Origin of the sequence: Nocardioides koreensis (assembly GCF_039531775.1) — a bacterium.
Classification (GTDB): domain Bacteria; phylum Actinomycetota; class Actinomycetes; order Propionibacteriales; family Nocardioidaceae; genus Nocardioides; species Nocardioides koreensis.
This window is the reverse complement of the sequence record NZ_BAAAQR010000004.1, coordinates 103,308-122,426: the sequence shown is the minus strand read 5'-3', so window position 1 is coordinate 122,426 and position 19,119 is coordinate 103,308. Positions and strand designations below refer to the sequence as shown.

Sequence of the window (19,119 nt, the reverse complement as noted above, 5' to 3'; positions counted from 1 at the left end):
CTGGGCAGGTGGTGGAGAGACGACTGGGGCGCCGGGCCCTGCTCGCCGGTGGTGGGGCCGCGGTCGTGGCGGTCGGGGGCGCGGCGCTCGGTGTCGAGCAGGGGGTGCTCCCGGGCCGCCCCTGGCTCCAGGCGCGCCTCGGCCTGAACGGCGAGGCCGGAGTGGTCCCCGGCACCCGACCCGGTCCGGTCGTCAGCGGCTCGTTCGTCTCCCGGCACCGGCTCGGCGCCGAGACGGGCTGGTCGATCCTGCGGCCGCCCGGCGGGCCGCACCACCTCCCGGTCGTCGTCGCGCTGCACGGCCTCGGCGAGAGCCACGCGACCCTGACCGGCCCGGGCTTCGGTCTCGACCACTACCTCGCCGCGAGGGTCGCGGCCGGGACTCCCCCGTTCGCGATCGCGACGGTCGACGGCGGCACGACGTACTGGCACCCCCGCGCCAGCGGCGAGGACGCGGGCGCGATGGTGGTCGACGAGCTCCTGCCACTCCTCGCCGGCCACGGCCTGCGCACCGACGCCATCGGCCTGATGGGCTGGTCGATGGGCGGGTACGGCGCGCTGCGGCTGGCCGGCCTGCTCGGGCCCGGGCGCGTGCGCGCGGTCGTGGCGGCGAGCCCGGCCCTGTGGACGGATCCCGCCGACGCGTCACCCAGCGGCTTCGACAGCCGCGAGGAGTACGAACGGAACTCGGTCATGGGCCACCAGGCCGACCTCGACGGGGTCGCGGTCCGGGTCGACTGCGGGACGGGCGACCCGTTCTACCGCGACGTGCAGGACTACGTGGACGGGTTCGACCGACCGGTGACCAGCAGCTTCCAGCCGGGGGCGCACGACGCGGCGTACTGGCGGCGGATGCTCCCGACGGAGCTCTCCTTCCTCGGCGGGCGGCTCCCGAGGAGGGCGTAGGGTCGGGGCGTGAATGACCTGACCTTCCGGACCGTCGGCCTCGGTGACGACGCGGTCGACTACCTCGCTGCGTGGGACCTCCAGCGCGACGTGCACGCGGCCGTGTGCGAGGGCGACCAGCCCGACACCGTCCTCCTGCTCGAGCACCCGCCGGTCTTCACCGCGGGCAAGCGCACCGACCCGCACGAGCGCCCGGCCGATCCCGGTGGCGCCGCGGTCATCGACGTCGACCGCGGCGGCAAGATCACTTTCCACGGCCCCGGACAGCTGGTCGGCTACCCGATCGTCACGCTGCCCGACCACGTCAAGGTCGTCGACTACGTACGCCGGGTCGAGGAGGCGCTGATCGCCGTGTGCGCCGACCTCGGGGTGCCCACCGCGCGGGTCCCGGGCCGCAGCGGCGTGTGGCTGAGCGCCGACGAGCGCGGCCCCGAGCGCAAGATCGCGGCGCTCGGGATCCGGGTCAGCCGCGGGGTCACCATGCACGGGTTCGCGCTCAACTGCGACGTGGACCTCGGGTGGTACGACCGCTTCGTGCCGTGCGGCATCGCCGACGCCGGCGTCACCTCGCTGAGCCGCGAGCTGGGCCGCGACCTGACGGTTCGCGACGTGCTGCCCAGCGTCGAGCGGCACCTCGCCGACTACCTCGCCTGGGCGCCGTACACCCCGACCCCCGACTACGAGCCGCGGCCGGAGCCGGGCCGGACACCGCGCATCGAGCTGGTCTCCCCCGGCGCCTGAGCGCCTCGCCGGCCGAGGGCCGGCCGGGTCACTGGACGGTCATCGCCACCTGGTCGGGGGCGCCGCCGCCCGCGCTCTTGAGGTGCACGTCGAACGGGGTCTTCACGACCTTGATGTAGACCTTCGCGCTCTCGCCGGGTGCGAGGTGGAAGTTCGCCTCGTCCACGACCGCGGCGTCCGCCGGCTCGATGACGACCTGGTAGGCGTCGGGAAGCCGGCCCTTGTTGGTCAGCGTCTCGGTCAGCACCTGGTCGGGCTTCCCGGTGTCCGGGCCGCTCAGCTCGGCGGCGAACGGGTTCGCCTCGCTGCCCTGGCTGGGCACCGGCTCGGACGTGGCTGCTTCGGAGGTGGCCGGCGCGGAGGAGCTGTCGCCGGAGTCGCCGTTGCAGCCGGTGGCGAGGACGCCGAGCAGGACGACCGAGGTGGCGGCCAGGGCGCGCCGCGTGCGAGGGGTCTTCATGATGGCCAGACGGTACCCCGGGGTGGCCCCCAGCCGAATTGGGCGCCCCCAGCCCCCCGCGTACAGTGGGGCGACGTGACGCAAGCCCCAGCACCCGAAGGCCGCAAGCTCCTCCGACTCGAGGTCCGCAACGCGGAGACCCCGATCGAGCGCAAGCCCGAGTGGATCAAGACACGGGCGAAGATGGGCCCGGCCTACAAGGAGCTGCAGAACCTCGTCAAGGGCGAGGGCCTGCACACCGTCTGCCAGGAGGCCGGCTGCCCCAACATCTTCGAGTGCTGGGAGGACCGCGAGGCCACCTTCCTCATCGGCGGCGACCAGTGCACCCGCCGCTGCGACTTCTGCCAGATCGACACGGGCAAGCCGCAGCCGCTGGACCGCGACGAGCCGCGGCGGGTCGCCGAGTCCGTGCAGAAGATGCAGCTGCGGTACGCCACCATCACCGGCGTCGCCCGCGACGACCTCGAGGACGGCGGTGCCTGGCTGTACGCCGAGACCGTGCGCGTCATCCACGAGCTCAACCCCGAGACGGGAGTCGAGAACCTCATCCCGGACTTCAACGGCAAGCCCGACCTGCTCCGCGAGGTCTTCGAGTCCCGGCCCGAGGTGCTCGCCCACAACGTCGAGACCGTGCCGCGGATCTTCAAGCGGATCCGTCCGGCGTTCCGCTACGAGCGGTCGCTGGACGTCATCACGCAGGCCCGCGACTTCGGGCTCGTCACCAAGTCCAACCTGATCCTCGGCATGGGCGAGACCCGCGAGGAGGTGTCCCAGGCGCTGCGCGACCTGCACGACGCCGGCTGCGAGCTCATCACGATCACGCAGTACCTCCGCCCCTCGGCGCGGCACCACCCCGTCGAGCGCTGGGTCAAGCCCGAGGAGTTCGTGGAGCTCAAGGACGAGGCGGACCAGATCGGCTTCTCCGGCGTCATGTCGGGACCGCTGGTGCGTTCGTCGTACCGGGCCGGACGGTTGTACCGTCAAGCCATGGACGCCCGCCAGGGCTCCCCCGCCTGACCCACCACCGACCCGCGCACGTCACGAAGAAGGCAGCAGACCGCCATGGCCAAGGCCCCGCAGACCCCGGACCCCGAGAAGACGAGCCGCCGCAAGCAGTTCGTCGAGACCTACCGGATGGCCAAGAAGTCCGACCCGGCCATCGGCATGTGGATCGCCGGCGCGTTCGTGCTCGGCGCCGTCGTCGGCTACGTGCTGTTCTGGCTGCTGCCCGGCGAGGGCGTCCTCGGCCTGGTCCTCTCGATCGTCGGCGCCCTGCTCTTCGGTTCGCTGGCCGCGATGATCGTGTTCGGCCGGCGCGCCCAGAGGGCCGCCTACGGCCAGATGGAGGGCCAGCCGGGCGCTGCCGCGGCGGCGCTCCGGATGCTGCGCCGCGGCTGGAAGACCGACCCGGTGATCGCGTTCACCAAGCAGCAGGACGTCGTCCACCGGGTGGTCGGGCCGCCCGGCATCGTGCTGATCGGCGAGGGCAACCCCAACCGGCTGCGCCAGCTGATGGCCGGTGAGCGCCGCAAGCACGAGCGCGTGGTCGCCGACGCCCCGATCCACGAGGTGGTCTGCGGCAACGGTGAGGGCCAGGTCCCGCTGTCCAAGCTGGTCCGCCACGTCAGCAAGCTCAAGCGTCAGGTCAAGCCCGCCGAGATGACCGACATCCTCGGCCGCCTCCGGGCCCTCGACGCCAACCGCTCGAACATCCCGCTGCCCAAGGGCCCGGTGCCGACCAGCATGAAGGGCATGCGCCAGAACATGCGCGGCCGCTGAGGCTGGTCGGTACGCGGCCGGGCCCGTGGGTGGTGCTCAGCCGGCCATGCTCAAGCCCTGATCGGTGATCTGGTCCGCCGGGGGCGCCTCGATGCTGACGTCGGCCCCGAAGTCGGAGAGCTTCATCTCCGTGGTGCCTGCCGAGCCCATGTCCATGACCATCCGGCTGAACCGGCCCTCGCTGTCGAACCACGCGTCGTACGACAGGGTCTTGGGCAGCTGCGCGCTCGCCGGGACGTCCTGCCCCATCCCCTTCATCATCGCGGCGGTGTCGACGGTCGCCTCGTAGTGGTCCCCGTCGCCGTCGGCGCCGACGTAGGTGACCTTCTCCAGCGCGGACTCCAGCGCGTCCATGGACCGGCTCGGGTCCATGCTGTCGGCGAGCGACCCGAGCGGGCTGTCCGGCGAGTCGAGGTCCATCTTGACGAACTTGCCCTGCGTCATCGACCCCATGTCCAGGTACATCACGTTGTCGAGCATCCGCACCTCGAGGCTCTGCCCGCCGAACGCGGCGCCGTCCATCGTCATGGCGACCGCGGGGCTGTCCTGGGAGTAGTCGACGTCGCCCGCACCGGTGATCTGCTGCCCCATCATCGCGAGCTTCATGTTCATGTGGGCCGTGGTCGTGTTGTCGAAGGATTCGCGGTACAGGTCGGCGAAGTCCGCGGGTGCCACGGTCGAGCCCGCCTCCGGGGTGTCCGCGGCGGCGCTGCCGCCCGTGGAGCTCGACGAGGAGTCCTCGGCCTCGGCGCCCTCGTCGGAGCCGCAGGCACTCAGCGAGGTCAGGGCGAGGGGCAGGACCGCGGCCGCGACCACGCGGCGTACGACGGCGGGACGAGACATGGGCGGGGCCTTCCGCGTGAGGGGCTGCTGACCCCAGCATGACCCACCGGCCCCGGTCAGGAACCCGTACCCGTCCCCCGGGCGGTCTCGAGGGTCACCGTGGCGGTGCCGGTCATCATGTCGTGCAGCCCGCGGCCGTCGGGACGGAAGACCAGCGGCGGGATCACGGCGGCCACCAGGATGCTGCGGGCCAGCGCCGGCAGCAGCCCGACCGGGCGCCCGCTGCCGTCGGCCCGTACGACGCGCAGCCGGGTGGCCAGCTTGCCAAAGGAGCCGCCCGACAGTGCCGTCAGCACCGCGGTCTCCAGCACGAACACCACGAGCGTGAGGATCCCCGGGAGCGGGTCGGGGTCGACGGACTGGTCGGCGAAGAAGCGCGACGGGCCGAGCACGACGACGACCACCAGGCTGGAGGCGAACCAGTCGACGAACAGCGCGAGGATGCGCCGTCCCCACGACGCGGTCTCGAACGGGGCCGGGGCGGCAGTCACGCGGGCCAGCGTAGACAGCGGGCGCGGGTGGTCATGGACTGGGCCACCTGTTACATGCCCGAAACAAACCGGATACGGTCAAGAAACTGCCCCTGCGTAGTTTCGCGGGCAGGTCCGGAGCAGCGCCGCCCCGGTCCCCACTTTTGCAGACTTTGCCGGCTGTCCCTCGCTGGTCAGCCAAGGAGGACGAATGTTCCAGAACAGCGACGAGCTGCTGAGGTACGTCCAGGACGAGGGCGTCGAGATGGTCGACGTACGGTTCTGCGACCTGCCCGGCGTCATGCAGCACTTCACCGTCCCGGTCTCGTCGTTCGACCAGTCCGTGTTCGACGACGGACTGGGCTTCGACGGCTCCTCGATCCGGGGTTTCCAGGCCATCCACGAGTCCGACATGTCGCTGTTCCCGGACCCGACCACGGCGTACATCGACCCGTTCCGCACCGCCAAGACCCTGGTCGTGAACTTCTTCATCCACGACCCGCTCACCGGCGAGGCCTACTCCCGCGACCCGCGCAACATCGCACGCAAGGCGATGGCCTACCTCGCCAGCACCGGTGTCGGCGACAAGGCGTTCTTCGCCCCCGAGGCGGAGTTCTACGTCTTCGACAACGTCCGGTTCGAGACCAAGGCGAACGCCGGCTACTACGAGATCGACTCCCAGGCCGGCGCCTGGAACACCGGTGCCGCCTTCGAGAACGACAACCGCGGCTACAAGGTCAAGTACAAGGGCGGCTACTTCCCCGTCGCGCCGACCGACCACTTCGGCGAGCTCCGCGACGAGATGGTGATCGAGCTCGAGAAGGCGAACCTGCAGGTCGAGCGCGCCCACCACGAGGTCGGCACTGCCGGCCAGGCCGAGATCAACTACCGGTTCGACGAGCTGCTCAAGGCCGCCGACGACGTGATGAAGTTCAAGTACATCATCAAGAACGTAGCCTGGCGCAACGGCAAGACGGCCACCTTCATGCCGAAGCCGATCTTCGGCGACAACGGCTCGGGCATGCACGTACACCAGTCGATCTGGAACGAGGGCGAGCCCCTGTTCTACGACGAGACCGGGTACGGCGGCCTCTCCGACACCGCCCGCTACTACATCGGCGGCATCCTCAAGCACGCCCCGTCGCTGCTGGCGTTCACCAACCCGACGGTGAACTCCTACCACCGCCTGGTCCCGGGCTTCGAGGCGCCGATCTCGCTGGTCTACAGCCAGCGCAACCGGTCGGCCTGCGTGCGCATCCCGATCACCGGGTCGAACCCGAAGGCCAAGCGCATCGAGTTCCGCTGCCCCGACCCGTCGGCCAACCCCTACCTCGCCTTCTCGGCGCTGCTGCTGGCCGGCCTCGACGGCATCAAGAACAAGATCGAGCCCGCCGCGCCGATCGACAAGGACATCTACGAGCTGCCGCCGGACGAGATGGCCGACATCGACCAGGTCCCGACCTCGCTCGGTGCCGTGCTCGACAACCTCGAGCGCGACCACGACTTCCTCACCGCCGGCAACGTCTTCACGCCGGACCTGATCGAGACGTGGATCGACTACAAGCGCCAGAACGAGATCCTGCCGGTGCAGCTGCGTCCGCACCCGCACGAGTTCGAGCTCTACTACGACATCTGAGTTCGCATAGAGGTACCTGCGGCCCAAGCCGCGCAGAGCGTGAAGAAACGGCTCCTGACCAGCGAAGACACCGATCAACGTCTTCCACGGTCAGGGGTCGTTCTTCGTTTGATCTGACTCCACGTGCGGCCCCAGCTCGGCACAGACGGCGAGCCTGGGAATCAGATGTGGCACATCCGATGCGGCGCCTCTTGCTTCACTCCGCGCCGTGATCCGACACTCGTAGCATGACTCAGGACGGTCGGAACCATTCGTGCAGCCCGGCCGCTTCCCCATGAGTGCCGGGGAGGTAGTGATCGGGCTCATCTCGGCTCCGGGTACGGCCACGGACATTGCATCGACCCTCGCCGACGACCTGCACGGCGAGCTGAGTCTGCACCTGTCCACCGTCCAGTGGCGGTTGCGAACCGTGGTCGACGCGCTCGTGCGGCCACCTACCGACGACGCCGCCCTCGTCGCCGCGGCAAGGGAACGGCTGCTGAAGGAAGACTGGGATCTGGTCATCTGCCTCACCGATCTGCCGCTGAAGGCTCACCGGCGACCGGTCGTCGCTCACGCGAGCCCGTTGCACGGCGTTGCTGTCCTGTGCCTACCGGCGCTCGGCGCCATCGGGCTGCGTCGACGTACTCGTGACACGGTCGTCGGCCTCGTGCGCAGCTTGCTCGGGGACACAGACGACCACGCCTACTCGGGTCCTGTTGCTGGTCTCGGTGGCCGCGCTCGCGAGCTCGGAAGGAGCCAGCAGCCCGAGGGTGACGGCAGCGTGATGTTCACCGCGAGGGTCCTCAGCGGGAATCTGCGACTCCTGATCGGAATGATCCGGGCCAACCAGCCGTGGAGGCTTGCCATCGGACTCTCCAGGGCGTTGACCGCTGCGTTGGCCGCGGGGGTCTTCGCCCTCGTCACCCCCGACATCTGGCGACTGGGCGACGCGCTCGGTTGGGTTAGGCTCGCGATGATCGGGGTGGGGTCTGTCGCAGCGATCACCGTCGCGCTGATCGCCGGAGCCGGTCTGTGGGAACACGCGTCGCACCCGGTCGGTCGCAAGCAGGTGACTCTTTTCAACCTGGCGACCACGGCAACGGTGGTGCTGGGTGTGTTCTTCCTCTACGCGGCTCTCCTCCTGCTCGCCCTGCTGACCGCACCAGTGTTGGTGCCTTCGCACCTGCTAGAAGAGAAGATCGGGCATGCCGTTCGAGTTGGTGACTACATGAAGCTGGTGTGGCTCACATGCTCCCTCGCAACACTGGGCGGGGCTCTCGGAGCCGGTCTGGAGAGCGACGAATCGGTTCGGGCCGCCGCGTACACGTACCGCCAGGAACGGGTTCGGACCGTGCGGAAGGGGTGAATGGAGCTTGTCAACCCTGTGGCGTAGCCGCTGGTAGCAGTTCCTGGCTGCCGTCATCGCTGTCGGAAGGAACGCCTATCGCGTCGTCGCTCTACTCCTGTGGGCGTGGCAGGACCGTCAAGACCATGCCGATGTAGGTGCGGAACTCGGCCATGAAGGCGCGGAGGAACTCCTTGGTGGAGTCGTCGGTGACCTCGCCGTCGTCCTTGAACACCTCTGGGGAGTACTGGATGTAGGCCTCGGGTGAGGTCATCTGGCGGGCGTTGCAGAAGCTGAGCACACCGCGCAGGCTCTGTTGACCCATGGCGGTGCCGATCTGGCCGATGGAGGCTCCGATCACCGCGGCTGGGATGTGGTCGAAGGAGTTCTTTCCCCATGGTCGGGACGCCCAGTCGATCGCGTTCTTCAACGCTCCGGGGATGGAACGGTTGTACTCGGGGGTGACGAAGAGAATTGCGTCGACGGCTGCGATCGACGCCTTGAGCGCTCGGGCTTCAGGCGGGTAGTCGTTGTCGAAGTCCGGGCTGTACAGCGGCAGGTTGCCGATGGGAATCTCGCTGAACTCCAGATCCTCCGGGGCCACCCGGAGGAGGGCCTTGGACAGGATGCGGTTGATCGACGTCGACGACAGGCTTCCGACGAAGTAGCCGACCTTGTAGGTGGTCATGTGTTTCCTCCCGGTTTCGTGCCCTCTCGGCGGGCATCCCTCAGCGACGGCCCTCGGCTTCCAGGAACTCATGCACCTGGCGGATCGCGACCGAGCCCTCGCCGACGGCGGAGGCGACGCGCTTGACCGAGCCACTACGGACGTCGCCCACGGCGAACACGCCCCGGCAACGGGTCTCGAACATGCCGACGCGGCGTTCGGCGCCGGATCCGGTGAGCACGAAGCCCTTCTCGTCCAGCGGGATCATCCCCTCGAGCCAGCTGGTGTGGGGGGCCGCACCGATCAGCACGAACAGAGCGGTCGTGGCGACGCGGTGCTCCTCATCCGACTGGAGGTGGTGCAGGAGCACCTCTTCGAGCGCTTCATCCCCGATGAGCTCGCACACCTCGCTGTTGCGCCAGACCTTGATGCGTGGCGACTGCTCCACGCGGTCGGCCAGGTAGCGGGACATGTCCCTGCCCAGGTCGTCGTGTCGGATGACCAGGTTGACCATCGGGGACTGCCGGGCAAGGAAGCAAGCCGCCTGGCCTGCGGAGTTGCCGCCGCCCACGACGGTGACGGGGTCCTGTCGGCACAGCCGGGCCTCGAACTCCGTCGCGGCGTAGTACACGCTGCTGCCCTCGAGACGGTCCATCCCCGGGATGTCGAGGCGCCGGTAGCGCACTCCCGTGGCGACGAGCACGGCGTGCGCGATCAGGTCGTCCCCCTCTGCCAGCCCCACCACGTGATAGCCGTCGGCCTGCGTGAGAGAGGTCGCCTCGCCGGGGATGTTGAAGGCGGCGCCGAACTTGCGGGCCTGGACCACGGCGCGGTCGGCCAGCTCGGCGCCGGTGATGCCGGCGGGGAACCCCAGGTAGTTCTCTATCTGGGACGAGGTGGCCGCCTGGCCGCCGGTGGCGAAGGCGTCCAGGACGACGATCGAGAGCCCCTCGGAGGCGGCGTAGACCGCCGCGGCCAGACCGCCCGGTCCTGCGCCCACCACGACCAGGTCAAATGCCGCCCGCCTTGGCGCCGCTCGAAGGCCGAGGAGCTCGGCCAGCTCCGCGATGGTGGGGTTTCGCAGGACCGTATGCCCTTTCCAGATCACGACGGGAGTCTGGTCGGGTGGGATGTCGAACGCTCGCAGGGTGCCCTCTGCCTCGGGATCCTCCTCCACGTCATCCCAGCGGCACGGAATGCGATTGCGGCTCGCGAAGTCCCTGAGCCGGCGGGTGTCGGCTGAGTAGCGGGAGCCGATGATCCGAAGGCCGGCGCCGAGGTCCGCGTGAATGTTGCGTCGAAGGATGAAGGCCCGCAGGATCAGGTCGCCGAGCGCCTGATCCTGCGTGACCGCCTCCTTGAGCCGGTCGTAGACCACCTCGAGGACCTCCACGTCGGTCTGGGCGACCGCGGTGACGTAGACCGCCTGGCCGGTCAACATCGACAGATCGCCCACGAAACGACCCCGGCCGTGAACGGCGAGCACCCGCGACGCTCCCTCGGGGCTGTCCTCCTGGACGACCCGGACCCTGCCGTCAAGCACGACGAACACGCCGCAGTCGCGGTCCCCCGCGCAGAACAGCGTGGTGCCCTTGGTCAGCGACTTCCGCTCGCCGTACCGCGAGAGCAGCATGATCTGCGCCTCGGTGAGGCGGGGGTAGGCGCCGGTGGTGTCGGGGGTCTCGGGCAGGTCCGCGAGCTCGAGGTCAGACGAACTGCTCGTCGGCATAGCACCATCTCCAGTTCTCCCCGGGCTCGATCGAACGCACGACGACGTGGCCCGTCGTGGCGGCGTGTGCGCGCGCGTGTCGCATCGGTGACGAGTCGCAGCAGCCGACCTGGCCGCAGGTCAGGCACTGGCGCAGGTGCACCCATCGGGTGGCAAGCTGCACGCACTCCGGGCACACACGCCGGGCGGGTGGCGGCACGGGCCGGATGATTCCGAGGTGCGGGTCGGCGCCGACGCGCGTCGGGTTGGCGGTCATGACGCCCCCTTCGGGAGCCTGGACTCGAGCCACGAGCGCAGCTGGTGCTCCGGCATGGCGCCGATCTGCTTGTCGACCACCTCGCCGTGGTCGAGGAGGACCAGCGTCGGGATCGACTGGACCTCGAACCGCCGGCTCACAGTCGGGTTCTCGTCGGCGTTGACCTTGACGAGCTTGAGGTTGCCGGCCAGCTCCCCGGCCAGCTTCTCCAGGGCCGGGCTCACCATGCGGCAGGGGCCGCACCACGGAGCCCACACGTCCACCAGCACGGGCAGGCTCGACTCGTCCACGACGGCGTGGAACTCGACGTCGTTCGCGTCCACCACCCAGCGCAGCGGAGTGCTGCACTTCCCGCAGCGTGGCGTGCCCTCGGCAACCGCCGGAACGCGGTTCTTCGCTCCGCAGTTGCCGCACTCGACCTTCGTCGACTTCTGGGTGGTCGCAGTCATGCCACGGCCCTCCCTTCTGGCGGGTTGCCGACCGCAGTCACCGTGATCTTCCCGTCGGCGACGTCGACCGAGATCGCGCCTCCGTCGGCCGCGTCCCCGCGCAGCAGCGCCCGGCCGACCTGGGTCTCCACCTCGCGGGAGATGAGCCGTCGCAGCGGGCGGGCGCCGTACGCCGGGTCGAATCCCTGGTCGGCGATGAAGCGACGCGCCGCAGCCGTGACGTCGAGGGTGATCCGCATGTCGGCCAGCCGCTCGTGCAGCTCCTCGAGCTGGAGGTCGACGATGCGCTCGATCTCGGCGAGCGTCAGCGGCTTGAACATCACGATCTCGTCGACGCGGTTGAGGAACTCCGGCCGGAAGTGCGACTGCAAGGTGCGCATCACCATCGAGCGCGCGTCATCCTTGACTTCGCCGCCCGCGGTGACACCCTCGAGCAGGTACTCCGAGCCGATGTTGGAGGTCATGATCAGCACGGTGTTGCGGAAGTCGACGGTCCGGCCGTGGGAGTCGGTCAGGCGGCCGTCGTCGAGCACCTGGAGAAGCGTGTTGAAGACGTCGACGTGGGCCTTCTCGATCTCGTCGAGCAGGACCACCGAGTACGGCTTGCGACGCACGGCCTCGGTGAGCTGACCGCCCTCTTCGTAGCCGACGTAGCCGGGAGGTGCGCCGACCAGCCGGCTGACGGTGTGCCGCTCCTGGTACTCGCTCATGTCGATCCGGACCATGTTCTCCGCGGTGTCGAACAGGGCGGCGGCCAGCGTCTTGGCCAGCTCCGTCTTGCCGACGCCAGTGGGGCCCAGGAAGATGAAGGACCCGATGGGCCGCTGGGGGTTCTTGATGCCTGAGCGGGCGCGGACGACGGCGTCGGCCACCAGCCGGACCGCCTCGTCCTGGCCGATGACACGTTCGTGGAGCACCTCGTCGAGGCGGAGCAGCTTGTCGCGCTCCCCTTCCTGCAGGCGCGTGACCGGGATGCCGGTCCAGCGCGACACGATGTCGGCGATCTCGTCGGCGGTCACCACCTCGCGCAGCAGCCGGCGGCCGCCCTGCTTGCCGGCGAGTCGGGACTCGGCCGCCTCCAGTCGCCGCTGGATCTCCGGCAGCTGGCCGTGTCGCAGGGACGCCGCTCGGTTGAGGTCGTACTCGCGCTCGGCCCGCTCGCTCTCCAGCCGGACCTGCTCCAGCTCCTGGCGCAAGGACTGCACCTCGCGCAGTGCCGACCGTTCGGCCTCCCACTGCGCCCGCAGGGCATCAGCCTCGGCGCGCGCGTCGGCCAACTCCTTGCGCAGCTCCTCGAGGCGGGCCTTGCTCGCCGCGTCCTCCTCCACCGAGAGTGCCGCCTCCTCGATCTCCATCCGGGTCACCCGTCTGGTGAGCTCGTCGAGCTCGGCCGGCATGGAGTCGATCTCGGTGCGCAGCATCGCGCAGGCCTCGTCGACGAGGTCGATGGCCTTGTCGGGCAGGAAGCGGTCGGAGATGTAACGGTGGCTCAGCGTCACCGCCGCCACCAGGGCGCCGTCGTGGATCTTCACGCCATGAAATACCTCGAGCCGTTCGCGCAGCCCACGCAGGATCGAGAGGGCGTCCTCTTCGCTGGGCTCGTCGACGATGACCGGCTGGAACCGGCGCTCGAGGGCTGCGTCCTTCTCGACGTGCGTGCGGTACTCGTCGAGGGTGGTCGCGCCGATCATGTGCAGCTCGCCGCGGGCGAGCAGGGGCTTGAGCATGTTGCCGGCATCCATCGCTCCCTCGGCGGCGCCGGCACCCACGACGGTGTGCAGCTCGTCGACGAACAGCAGGATGTGGCCTTCGGCGCTCTGCACCTCGTTGAGCACGGCCTTCAGCCGCTCTTCGAACTCGCCGCGGTACTTCGCTCCGGCGATGAGGGCCCCCATGTCCAGGGCGAAGACGGTCTTGTCCCGCAGGCCCTCGGGCACGTCGCCGTCGGCGATCCGCTGGGCGAGACCCTCGACGATCGCGGTCTTCCCGACCCCGGGCTCGCCGATGAGGACCGGGTTGTTCTTGCTCTTGCGGGACAGGATCTGGACGGTCCGGCGGATCTCGGAATCCCGGCCGATCACCGGCTCGAGCTTGCCGGCCGCCGCTGCCGCGACGAGGTCGCGGCCGTACTTGTCCAGCGCCTCATAGGTCCCCTCGGGGGTCGCCGAGGTCACCCGCTGGTGACCGCGGACCTCGGTCAGTGCGGCCAGGAAGCTGTCGCGGGTCAGCCCCTGAGCGTGGAGGAGCCGCCCGGCCGCCGATCCCGAGCCCTCCTCCACCAGAGCGATCACGAGGTGCTCGACCGAGACGTACTCGTCCTTCAGCCTCCGGGACTCGCGGTCGGCCGTGTCGAGCAGCCGCGAGAGCCGCTGGGTGATGTGCACCTGCCCGGGCGTCACGCCCGGCCCGCTGACCCGCGGGCGCCGGCCGAGCTCGGCCTCGAGCTCCTCGCGCAGCCGGTCCGGATCGGCCCCCGCCCGGGCGATCAGTGGCGCGACCAGGCCCTCCGTCTGGTCGAGCAGTGCCAGCAGCAGGTGCTCCCCGTCCACCTCGACATGGCCGAAGCGCAGCGCCTTGGTCTGGGCGTCGTGCAGAGCCTCCTGCGACTTCTGGGTCAGCCTGTTCATGTCCATGGAGCGCCTCCTCGTCGTGACATCCGCCGTTGTGCCTTCTCCAGCTCTGCGATCCGGTCGAGCAGCTCCACGACCAGCCCGATGGCGGAGTAGCCGAGGTTCAGGCTCATCCGCAGCCGCTGGATCCTGGCCATCTCCTTCACCTGGGAGGGGTCGAACCACAAGCGGCCCTGCGCGTCGCGGGTGACTTCCAGCAGTCCGAGGGCAACCAGGCGGCGTACGAGCTCGGGATGTACGCCGGTGGCCTGTGCATAGCTGTCCAGGCTGAGCCTGTAGGGCCGAGCGAGGGCGAAGTGCGTGACCGCTGTCATCGTCTGCTCCTGGCGTCGAAGCTGGACACCTTCGCGAGCTCCTCGAAGAGCCGTTGCTCCTCGTCGGTGGGGGTCCCGGGCACGCGGACCTGCAGCTCGGCGTAGAAGTTCCCCGGCTTGCCTCGTGTGTGGGGAAGCCCGCGGCCCTTGAGTCGCAACCGGCGGTGGCTGGATGAGCCTGCCGGAACCTTCACTGTGGCGGCCCCTCCGGGAGTGTCAACGGACACGGACGCGCCCAGGGCGGCCTCCCAGGGAGCGATCGGCAGGAGTGCGTGCAGATCGCGACCTTCGACCCGGTAGCGCGGGTGGTCGGCGATCCGGACCACCAGGAAGAGGTCTCCGGCCGCCGCCGAGCCGCTGCCCGGGCCGCCCTGGCCGCGCAGCCGGATCCGCTGACCGTCGACCACGCCCGCCGGAATGGTGACGTCGAGCGTGCGGGGACCGTCAGGACCGCTGATCGTGAAGCTGCGCTCGGTGCCGTGGTAGGCCTCCTCGACCGAGACCTCCACCTCGGCCTCGTGGTCGGAGCCCGGCACCGGGCCCGGTCCCCAGCCGTCCCGGCCCCGACCGCCCCGTCCTCGCCTGCCGAAGATCCCCCCGAGCAGGTCCTCGATGTCGACCTCGTCACCGAAGTCGCCGGCTCCGAAGCCTCCCGACGGACCGGTCCCCGACGACCAGCGGCCGCGCGCGCCCGCCCCGGCGTCGGCGTACGTTCGGGCTTCACGCCAGGCGGCCGGATCCGTGTCGGGAGGGACGCGCCGGAAGTCCTCTCCGAAGGCGTCGTAGCGGCGACGCAGCTCGGGATCCGACAGCACGTCGTAGGCCTCGGCGATGTCCTTGAACCGCTCCTCGGCCTCGGAGTGCTTGTTGACGTCCGGGTGGTTCTGGCGCGCCAGTCTGCGATAGGCGCGTTGGATGTCGGCCGGGTCGGCGTCGCGGGAGACCCCGAGGACCTCGTAGAAGTCCTTGGCCATCAGGATGCCCTGGTGGCCACCACGACCGCGGCCGGACGCAGGAGCTTGTCATCGGGCCCGTAGCCGGGGCGCACGACATGGGCCACGGTGCCGGGCGTCAGCCCCTCACCGGACACGGTGCCGACCGCCTCGTGCACGGCGGGGTCGAAGGCCCTGCCGGCATCGTCGCGACGTGGGTACCCGAGGTCGGCCAGGACGCCGACCGCCTGCGCGAGCACGGCTCGGACGCCCTCGACCACGGAGTCGGGGTCGGACGACGCGTGCTCGAGCGCCCGCTCCAGGTTGTCCAGGACGGGCAGCCAGCTGGTGGCCACGGCCGCCCGTTCCTGCTCGCGGCCACGGACCACGTCGCGCGCGCACTGCTTGCGGAAGTTGTCCAGCTCGGCGGCCGTACGCCGCCACGCATCCTCCAGCTCGGCGATCTGGCGCGCCTGGTCGACGCGCTCGGGCGCGTCGTTGCCCGCTGCCTGGTCTCCCGGGGTCTCGGATGTCGGTGCCTCGGTCGTCGGTGCCTCGTGGTCGGACATGGCCGTCAGCGGGAGGTGAACTCGGCGTCGATGACGTCGTCGTCATCGCTGTCAGACATCTCATCGGAGGGGCTTGCCGGCCCGGTCGACGGTCCACCGCCACCCCGGGCTGCGGCGCTCAGCACCTGGCCCATCTGGTGGAGCTCCCCGGTCAGGGCGCGAAGGCGGTCCACGGGCTCGTCACCCTCGACCGCCTGGCGGGCCTCCTCGACCAGCATCTCGGCCCGGGCGCGGTCGTGCTGGGCCACCGACGCGCCGGCCTCGTCGAGGGCCTTGCGCACCTGGTAGGCCACGGAGTCGAGCTCGTTGCGGGCATCGACCCGCTCGCGCAGGGCGGCGTCCTCACCACGGTGGGTCTCGGCGTCCTTGATCATCCGGTCGACCTCGTCCTGGCTGAGCGTGGAGGTCTCGCTGATGGTCACCTGCTGCTCGGCACCGGTGTCCTTGTCGCGCGCCGAGACGTGCAGGATGCCGTTGGCGTCGATGTCGAAGGTCACCTCGATCTGGGGCACCCCGCGCGGCGCGGGACGGATGTCCTCCAGCCGGAACCGGGCCAGCACGCGGTTGTCGGCCGCTCTCTCCCGCTCGCCCTGCAGGACGACGACGTCGACGGCTGACTGGTTGTCCTCCGCGGTGCTGAAGATCTCGGTCCGACGAGCCGGGATGGTGGTGTTGCGCTCGATGACCTTGGTCATCACCCCGCCCATCGTCTCCAGCCCCAGCGACAGGGGCGTGACATCGAGGAGCAGCACGTCCTTGACGTCGCCCTTGATGATCGCCGCCTGGACGGCCGCGCCGATGGCCACGACCTCGTCCGGGTTGACGGTCATGTTGGGTTCCTTGCCACCGGTCAGGCGGCGTACCAAGGCCTGCACGGCCGGGATCCGCGTAGAGCCACCCACGAGGATGACCTCGTCGATGTCGTCGGCGGTGACCTTGGCGTCCTCCATGGCCTGCTTGACCGGGCCGAGGCAGCGGTCGGTGAGGTCGGCCGTGAGCTGCTCGAAGGTGGACCTCATCAGGTTGACGTTGAGGTGCTTGGGCCCGGAGGCGTCAGCGGTGACGAAGGGGAGGCTGACCGCGGTCTGGGTGACCGCTGACAGCTCGACCTTGGCCTTCTCGGCAGCCTCGAACAGGCGCTGAAGCGCCTGGGAGTCGTCGCGGAGGTCGATGCCGTTGGACTTCTTGAAGTCGTCGGCCAGGTAGTCGACGATGCGTCGGTCGAAGTCGTCGCCGCCCAGATGCGTATCCCCGGCCGTGGATCGGACCTCGACCACGCCGTCTCCGACCGTGAGGATGCTGACGTCGAACGTGCCGCCGCCGAGGTCGAAGACCAGCACGGTCTCGTTCTCGAGCTTGTCCATCCCGTACGCGAGGGCGGCAGCCGTCGGCTCGTTGATGATCCGGAGGACCTCGAGCCCGGCGATCTTGCCGGCGTCCTTCGTGGCCTGGCGCTGCGCGTCGTTGAAGTGAGCCGGGACGGTGATGACCGCCTCGGTGACCCGCTCGCCGAGGAACTTCCCGGCGTCGTCGACCAGCTTGCGAAGCACCTGCGCCGAGATCTCCTCCGGCGCGTAGAGCTTGCCGTTGACCTGGAAGCGCGCCGCGCCGTCCGGACCGGCGACCACGTCGAACGAGACGGTGGTCATCTCGCTGCTGACCTCGTCGTACTTGTGGCCGATGAAGCGCTTCGCGGAGTAGATCGTCCCCTTCGGGTTCAGGATCGCCTGTCGCCGGGCCATCTGGCCGACCAGGCGCTCGCCGTTCTCCAGGAAGGCGACCACGGACGGCGTCGTCCGGTTGCCCTCCGCGTTGGGGATGACCTGCGGCTGCCCACCTTCCATCGCCGCGATCACCGAGTTCGTCGTTCCCAGGTCGATGCCGACTGCCCTGCCCATGACCACTCCATTCACCGGAAGCTCGTGTCAGGGCCATGCTTCTCGCGGGCCAGGTCACCCGCATCCCGTGAACGGGTGCTTCTTGGCGGGCGGGGTCGCCCCTGGCTAGCCGATGGGGAGGCGGTGCTGCAGCGCCAGCACGGTCAGCTCGACCCGAGAGTGGACGTCGAGCTTGAGGTAGATGTGCTTCAGGTGGGCGTCCACCGTATGGCGGGAGACGGAGAGCTCCTCGGCGACCCTGCGGTTCGTCACCCCCTGGGAAACCCCGGCGATGACCCGCAGCTCGGCGTCGGTGAGCGACGCCCACGCGTGGTCTGTTCCGTCCTCGCCGTCCGCGTCTACCTTGACCAAGGGATACCGGGTCGCCGCAGCAGCTCTGGCAGCCGGCGGGTACTCCGTCGGAAGCATGTAATGGGGGTTGTCGATCACCGTGCCGTCCAGCAGGACCTTGGGGTGGGTATGGAGTACTTCGACGAGCATCTCGGCCCCGAACTTCTTCAGGTCGTACAGGCACATGAGGATGGCGGGCACCTGCTCGACGACGTGGTTGAGGGACGACTCGTAGACGAACAGCTCGTCCCAGCCGGGGGCGCCGGACAGCACCCACGACATCTCGCCGGCGGCTCTGAGGAGGTCGAAGTCGTCTGCGATCGCCGCGGCCACGCTCTCGGAGAGGAAGCTCACCATGTCTTCGACGCTGAACTCCCCCGAGCGGAGGTAGGCGTCCGATGATCGTTCGACGTCGAGCTGTGCCGATCGTCGCGAGTAGTGCGGGCCGGGCGGTCCCACGGCCCGGTCCCGGACCAGCGCCGGCTCGACATCGTCGATCAGGCACAGACACTTGTCGCCCTGGCGCAACCCCTCCTCGAGGAAGAGGTACAACAACCGGTCACGCTCGGCCGGGCCCGAGTAGAGCGCGCAGAAGTGGGTTCCTGGCCTGACAACGCCGACCCCGGGAATCCCGAGGCTCAGACCGTTCATGGTGGCCACCGTTTCACCGGATCCGAGGGACAGACTTGACACTACGCGCATTTGGCACGCGTCGCCTCCACGCCGGTTCGCAGCTGCACGCCACCACTGATGGCTGACAGGTTGGACTCATCGCGGCGTGCGAGTCAGTCGCGTGCGTGGATTCCCCCAGGTTCCCCCAGCAGAGCGCCCAACGAGCCCCTACTGGACGCCTGGCCCAGGGAGGCGTAGCGTCAGGAAACCCTGTCTGACCTGCGGAAACGCGTTCGCGAGATTGAGCTGAGGTCGTGATCCCGGCTCTACTACGACATCTGAGCCGAGGGGTCGACACCGGCCCTGACCCGAACGCGCGGCCCCCGCGGAGGAATCCCCCCGGATTCCCCCGAGGGGGCCGCCTTGCGTGACGCGGGTCATGCGTGCGCCGATTGCGCAGGCTCCGCCGTCCGCACGGACAGGCGCATGCACGTCGACCTTCGGCCCCGGGCCATCGGCACTCCGGAGCAGGTACGGGTGAGCGCTCCTCGTTCACCCGGGCCGTGACCGCG

19 protein-coding genes are annotated in these 19,119 nt (G+C 69.6%); 6 read left to right on the top strand and 13 right to left on the bottom strand.

Annotated features, from left to right (window positions below):
- The first annotated feature begins 8 nt into the window (after positions 1–8).
- Positions 9–905, top strand: coding sequence for an alpha/beta hydrolase (locus ABD268_RS08660; RefSeq protein ID WP_344150120.1), 897 nt, complete (start codon positions 9–11; stop codon positions 903–905).
- Positions 906–914: 9 nt separating this feature from the next.
- The gene (gene lipB, locus ABD268_RS08655; RefSeq protein WP_344150118.1) at positions 915–1,646 is read left to right on the top strand and encodes a lipoyl(octanoyl) transferase LipB; all 732 of its coding nucleotides are present in this window, start codon (positions 915–917) and stop codon (positions 1,644–1,646) included.
- 28 nt (positions 1,647–1,674) lie between these two features.
- Here the strand turns inward: lipB and ABD268_RS08650 are convergent, their stop codons facing one another.
- Positions 1,675–2,106, bottom strand: a complete 432-nt coding sequence (locus ABD268_RS08650; RefSeq protein WP_344150116.1) for a hypothetical protein — start codon at positions 2,104–2,106, stop codon at positions 1,675–1,677.
- 75 nt (positions 2,107–2,181) lie between these two features.
- Between ABD268_RS08650 and lipA the strand changes: the two genes are divergently transcribed.
- Both lipA and ABD268_RS08640 read left to right on the top strand, forming a co-directional pair.
- A complete protein-coding gene (lipA, locus tag ABD268_RS08645) occupies positions 2,182–3,123 on the top strand; it encodes a lipoyl synthase (protein ID WP_344150114.1) in 942 nt (313 codons plus the stop codon).
- A 45-nt stretch (positions 3,124–3,168) separates the two neighbouring features.
- Positions 3,169–3,885, top strand: a complete 717-nt coding sequence (locus tag ABD268_RS08640) for a DUF4191 domain-containing protein (RefSeq protein ID WP_344150112.1) — start codon at positions 3,169–3,171, stop codon at positions 3,883–3,885.
- A 36-nt stretch (positions 3,886–3,921) separates the two neighbouring features.
- On the opposite strand, the gene ABD268_RS08635 is transcribed toward ABD268_RS08640, so the two are convergent.
- Positions 3,922–4,728, bottom strand: coding sequence for an SCO4651 family lipoprotein (locus ABD268_RS08635; protein WP_344150110.1), 807 nt, complete (start codon positions 4,726–4,728; stop codon positions 3,922–3,924).
- A gap of 56 nt (positions 4,729–4,784) precedes the next feature.
- Positions 4,785–5,219 carry an RDD family protein gene (locus ABD268_RS08630; RefSeq protein WP_344150108.1) on the bottom strand — a complete coding sequence of 145 codons (435 nt, stop codon included), beginning with the start codon at positions 5,217–5,219 and terminating at the stop codon, positions 4,785–4,787.
- Between the two features lie 190 nt (positions 5,220–5,409).
- Here ABD268_RS08630 and glnA point away from each other — a divergent pair, with 190 nt between their 5' ends.
- Positions 5,410–6,834, top strand: a complete 1,425-nt coding sequence (glnA, locus tag ABD268_RS08625; RefSeq protein WP_344150106.1) for a type I glutamate--ammonia ligase — start codon at positions 5,410–5,412, stop codon at positions 6,832–6,834.
- Between the two features lie 253 nt (positions 6,835–7,087).
- Positions 7,088–8,182: a hypothetical protein gene (locus ABD268_RS08620; protein ID WP_344150104.1), complete on the top strand. Its 1,095-nt coding sequence runs from the start codon at positions 7,088–7,090 to the stop codon at positions 8,180–8,182.
- A 91-nt stretch (positions 8,183–8,273) separates the two neighbouring features.
- Here ABD268_RS08620 and ABD268_RS08615 read toward each other — a convergent pair whose 3' ends face one another.
- The 10 genes from ABD268_RS08615 to ABD268_RS08570 all read right to left on the bottom strand — a co-directional run bounded on the left by ABD268_RS08615 (position 8,274) and on the right by ABD268_RS08570 (position 18,586).
- Positions 8,274–8,849 (bottom strand): NADPH-dependent FMN reductase, encoded by a 576-nt coding sequence (locus ABD268_RS08615; protein WP_344150102.1) that lies wholly within the window; start codon positions 8,847–8,849, stop codon positions 8,274–8,276.
- 40 nt (positions 8,850–8,889) lie between these two features.
- Positions 8,890–10,461, bottom strand: a complete 1,572-nt coding sequence (locus ABD268_RS08610; RefSeq protein ID WP_344150670.1) for an FAD-dependent oxidoreductase — start codon at positions 10,459–10,461, stop codon at positions 8,890–8,892.
- Positions 10,462–10,534: 73 nt separating this feature from the next.
- Positions 10,535–10,813, bottom strand: a complete 279-nt coding sequence (locus tag ABD268_RS08605; RefSeq protein ID WP_344150100.1) for a UBP-type zinc finger domain-containing protein — start codon at positions 10,811–10,813, stop codon at positions 10,535–10,537.
- Entirely contained in the window at positions 10,810–11,262 is a 453-nt protein-coding gene (gene trxA / locus ABD268_RS08600; protein ID WP_344150098.1) for a thioredoxin, read from the bottom strand. Before trxA ends, ABD268_RS08605 begins: the two co-directional genes overlap by 4 nt.
- Positions 11,259–13,895, bottom strand: a complete 2,637-nt coding sequence (clpB, locus tag ABD268_RS08595; protein ID WP_344150096.1) for an ATP-dependent chaperone ClpB — start codon at positions 13,893–13,895, stop codon at positions 11,259–11,261. Before clpB ends, trxA begins: the two co-directional genes overlap by 4 nt.
- Positions 13,886–14,206, bottom strand: a complete 321-nt coding sequence (locus ABD268_RS08590) for a chaperone modulator CbpM (RefSeq protein WP_344150094.1) — start codon at positions 14,204–14,206, stop codon at positions 13,886–13,888. The genes clpB and ABD268_RS08590 overlap by 10 nt, the downstream gene beginning before the upstream one ends.
- Positions 14,203–15,180: a DnaJ C-terminal domain-containing protein gene (locus tag ABD268_RS08585; RefSeq protein ID WP_344150092.1), complete on the bottom strand. Its 978-nt coding sequence runs from the start codon at positions 15,178–15,180 to the stop codon at positions 14,203–14,205. The genes ABD268_RS08590 and ABD268_RS08585 overlap by 4 nt, the downstream gene beginning before the upstream one ends.
- On the bottom strand, positions 15,180–15,707 hold the full coding sequence (locus ABD268_RS08580; RefSeq protein ID WP_344150090.1) for a nucleotide exchange factor GrpE: 528 nt from the start codon (positions 15,705–15,707) through the stop codon (positions 15,180–15,182). Before ABD268_RS08580 ends, ABD268_RS08585 begins: the two co-directional genes overlap by 1 nt.
- Positions 15,708–15,712: 5 nt before the next feature.
- Complete coding sequence (dnaK, locus tag ABD268_RS08575) at positions 15,713–17,605, bottom strand: molecular chaperone DnaK (protein WP_344150088.1); 1,893 nt, start codon at positions 17,603–17,605, stop codon at positions 15,713–15,715.
- 105 nt (positions 17,606–17,710) lie between these two features.
- On the bottom strand, positions 17,711–18,586 hold the full coding sequence (locus tag ABD268_RS08570) for an MEDS domain-containing protein (protein WP_344150086.1): 876 nt from the start codon (positions 18,584–18,586) through the stop codon (positions 17,711–17,713).
- Positions 18,587–19,119 lie beyond the last annotated feature (533 nt).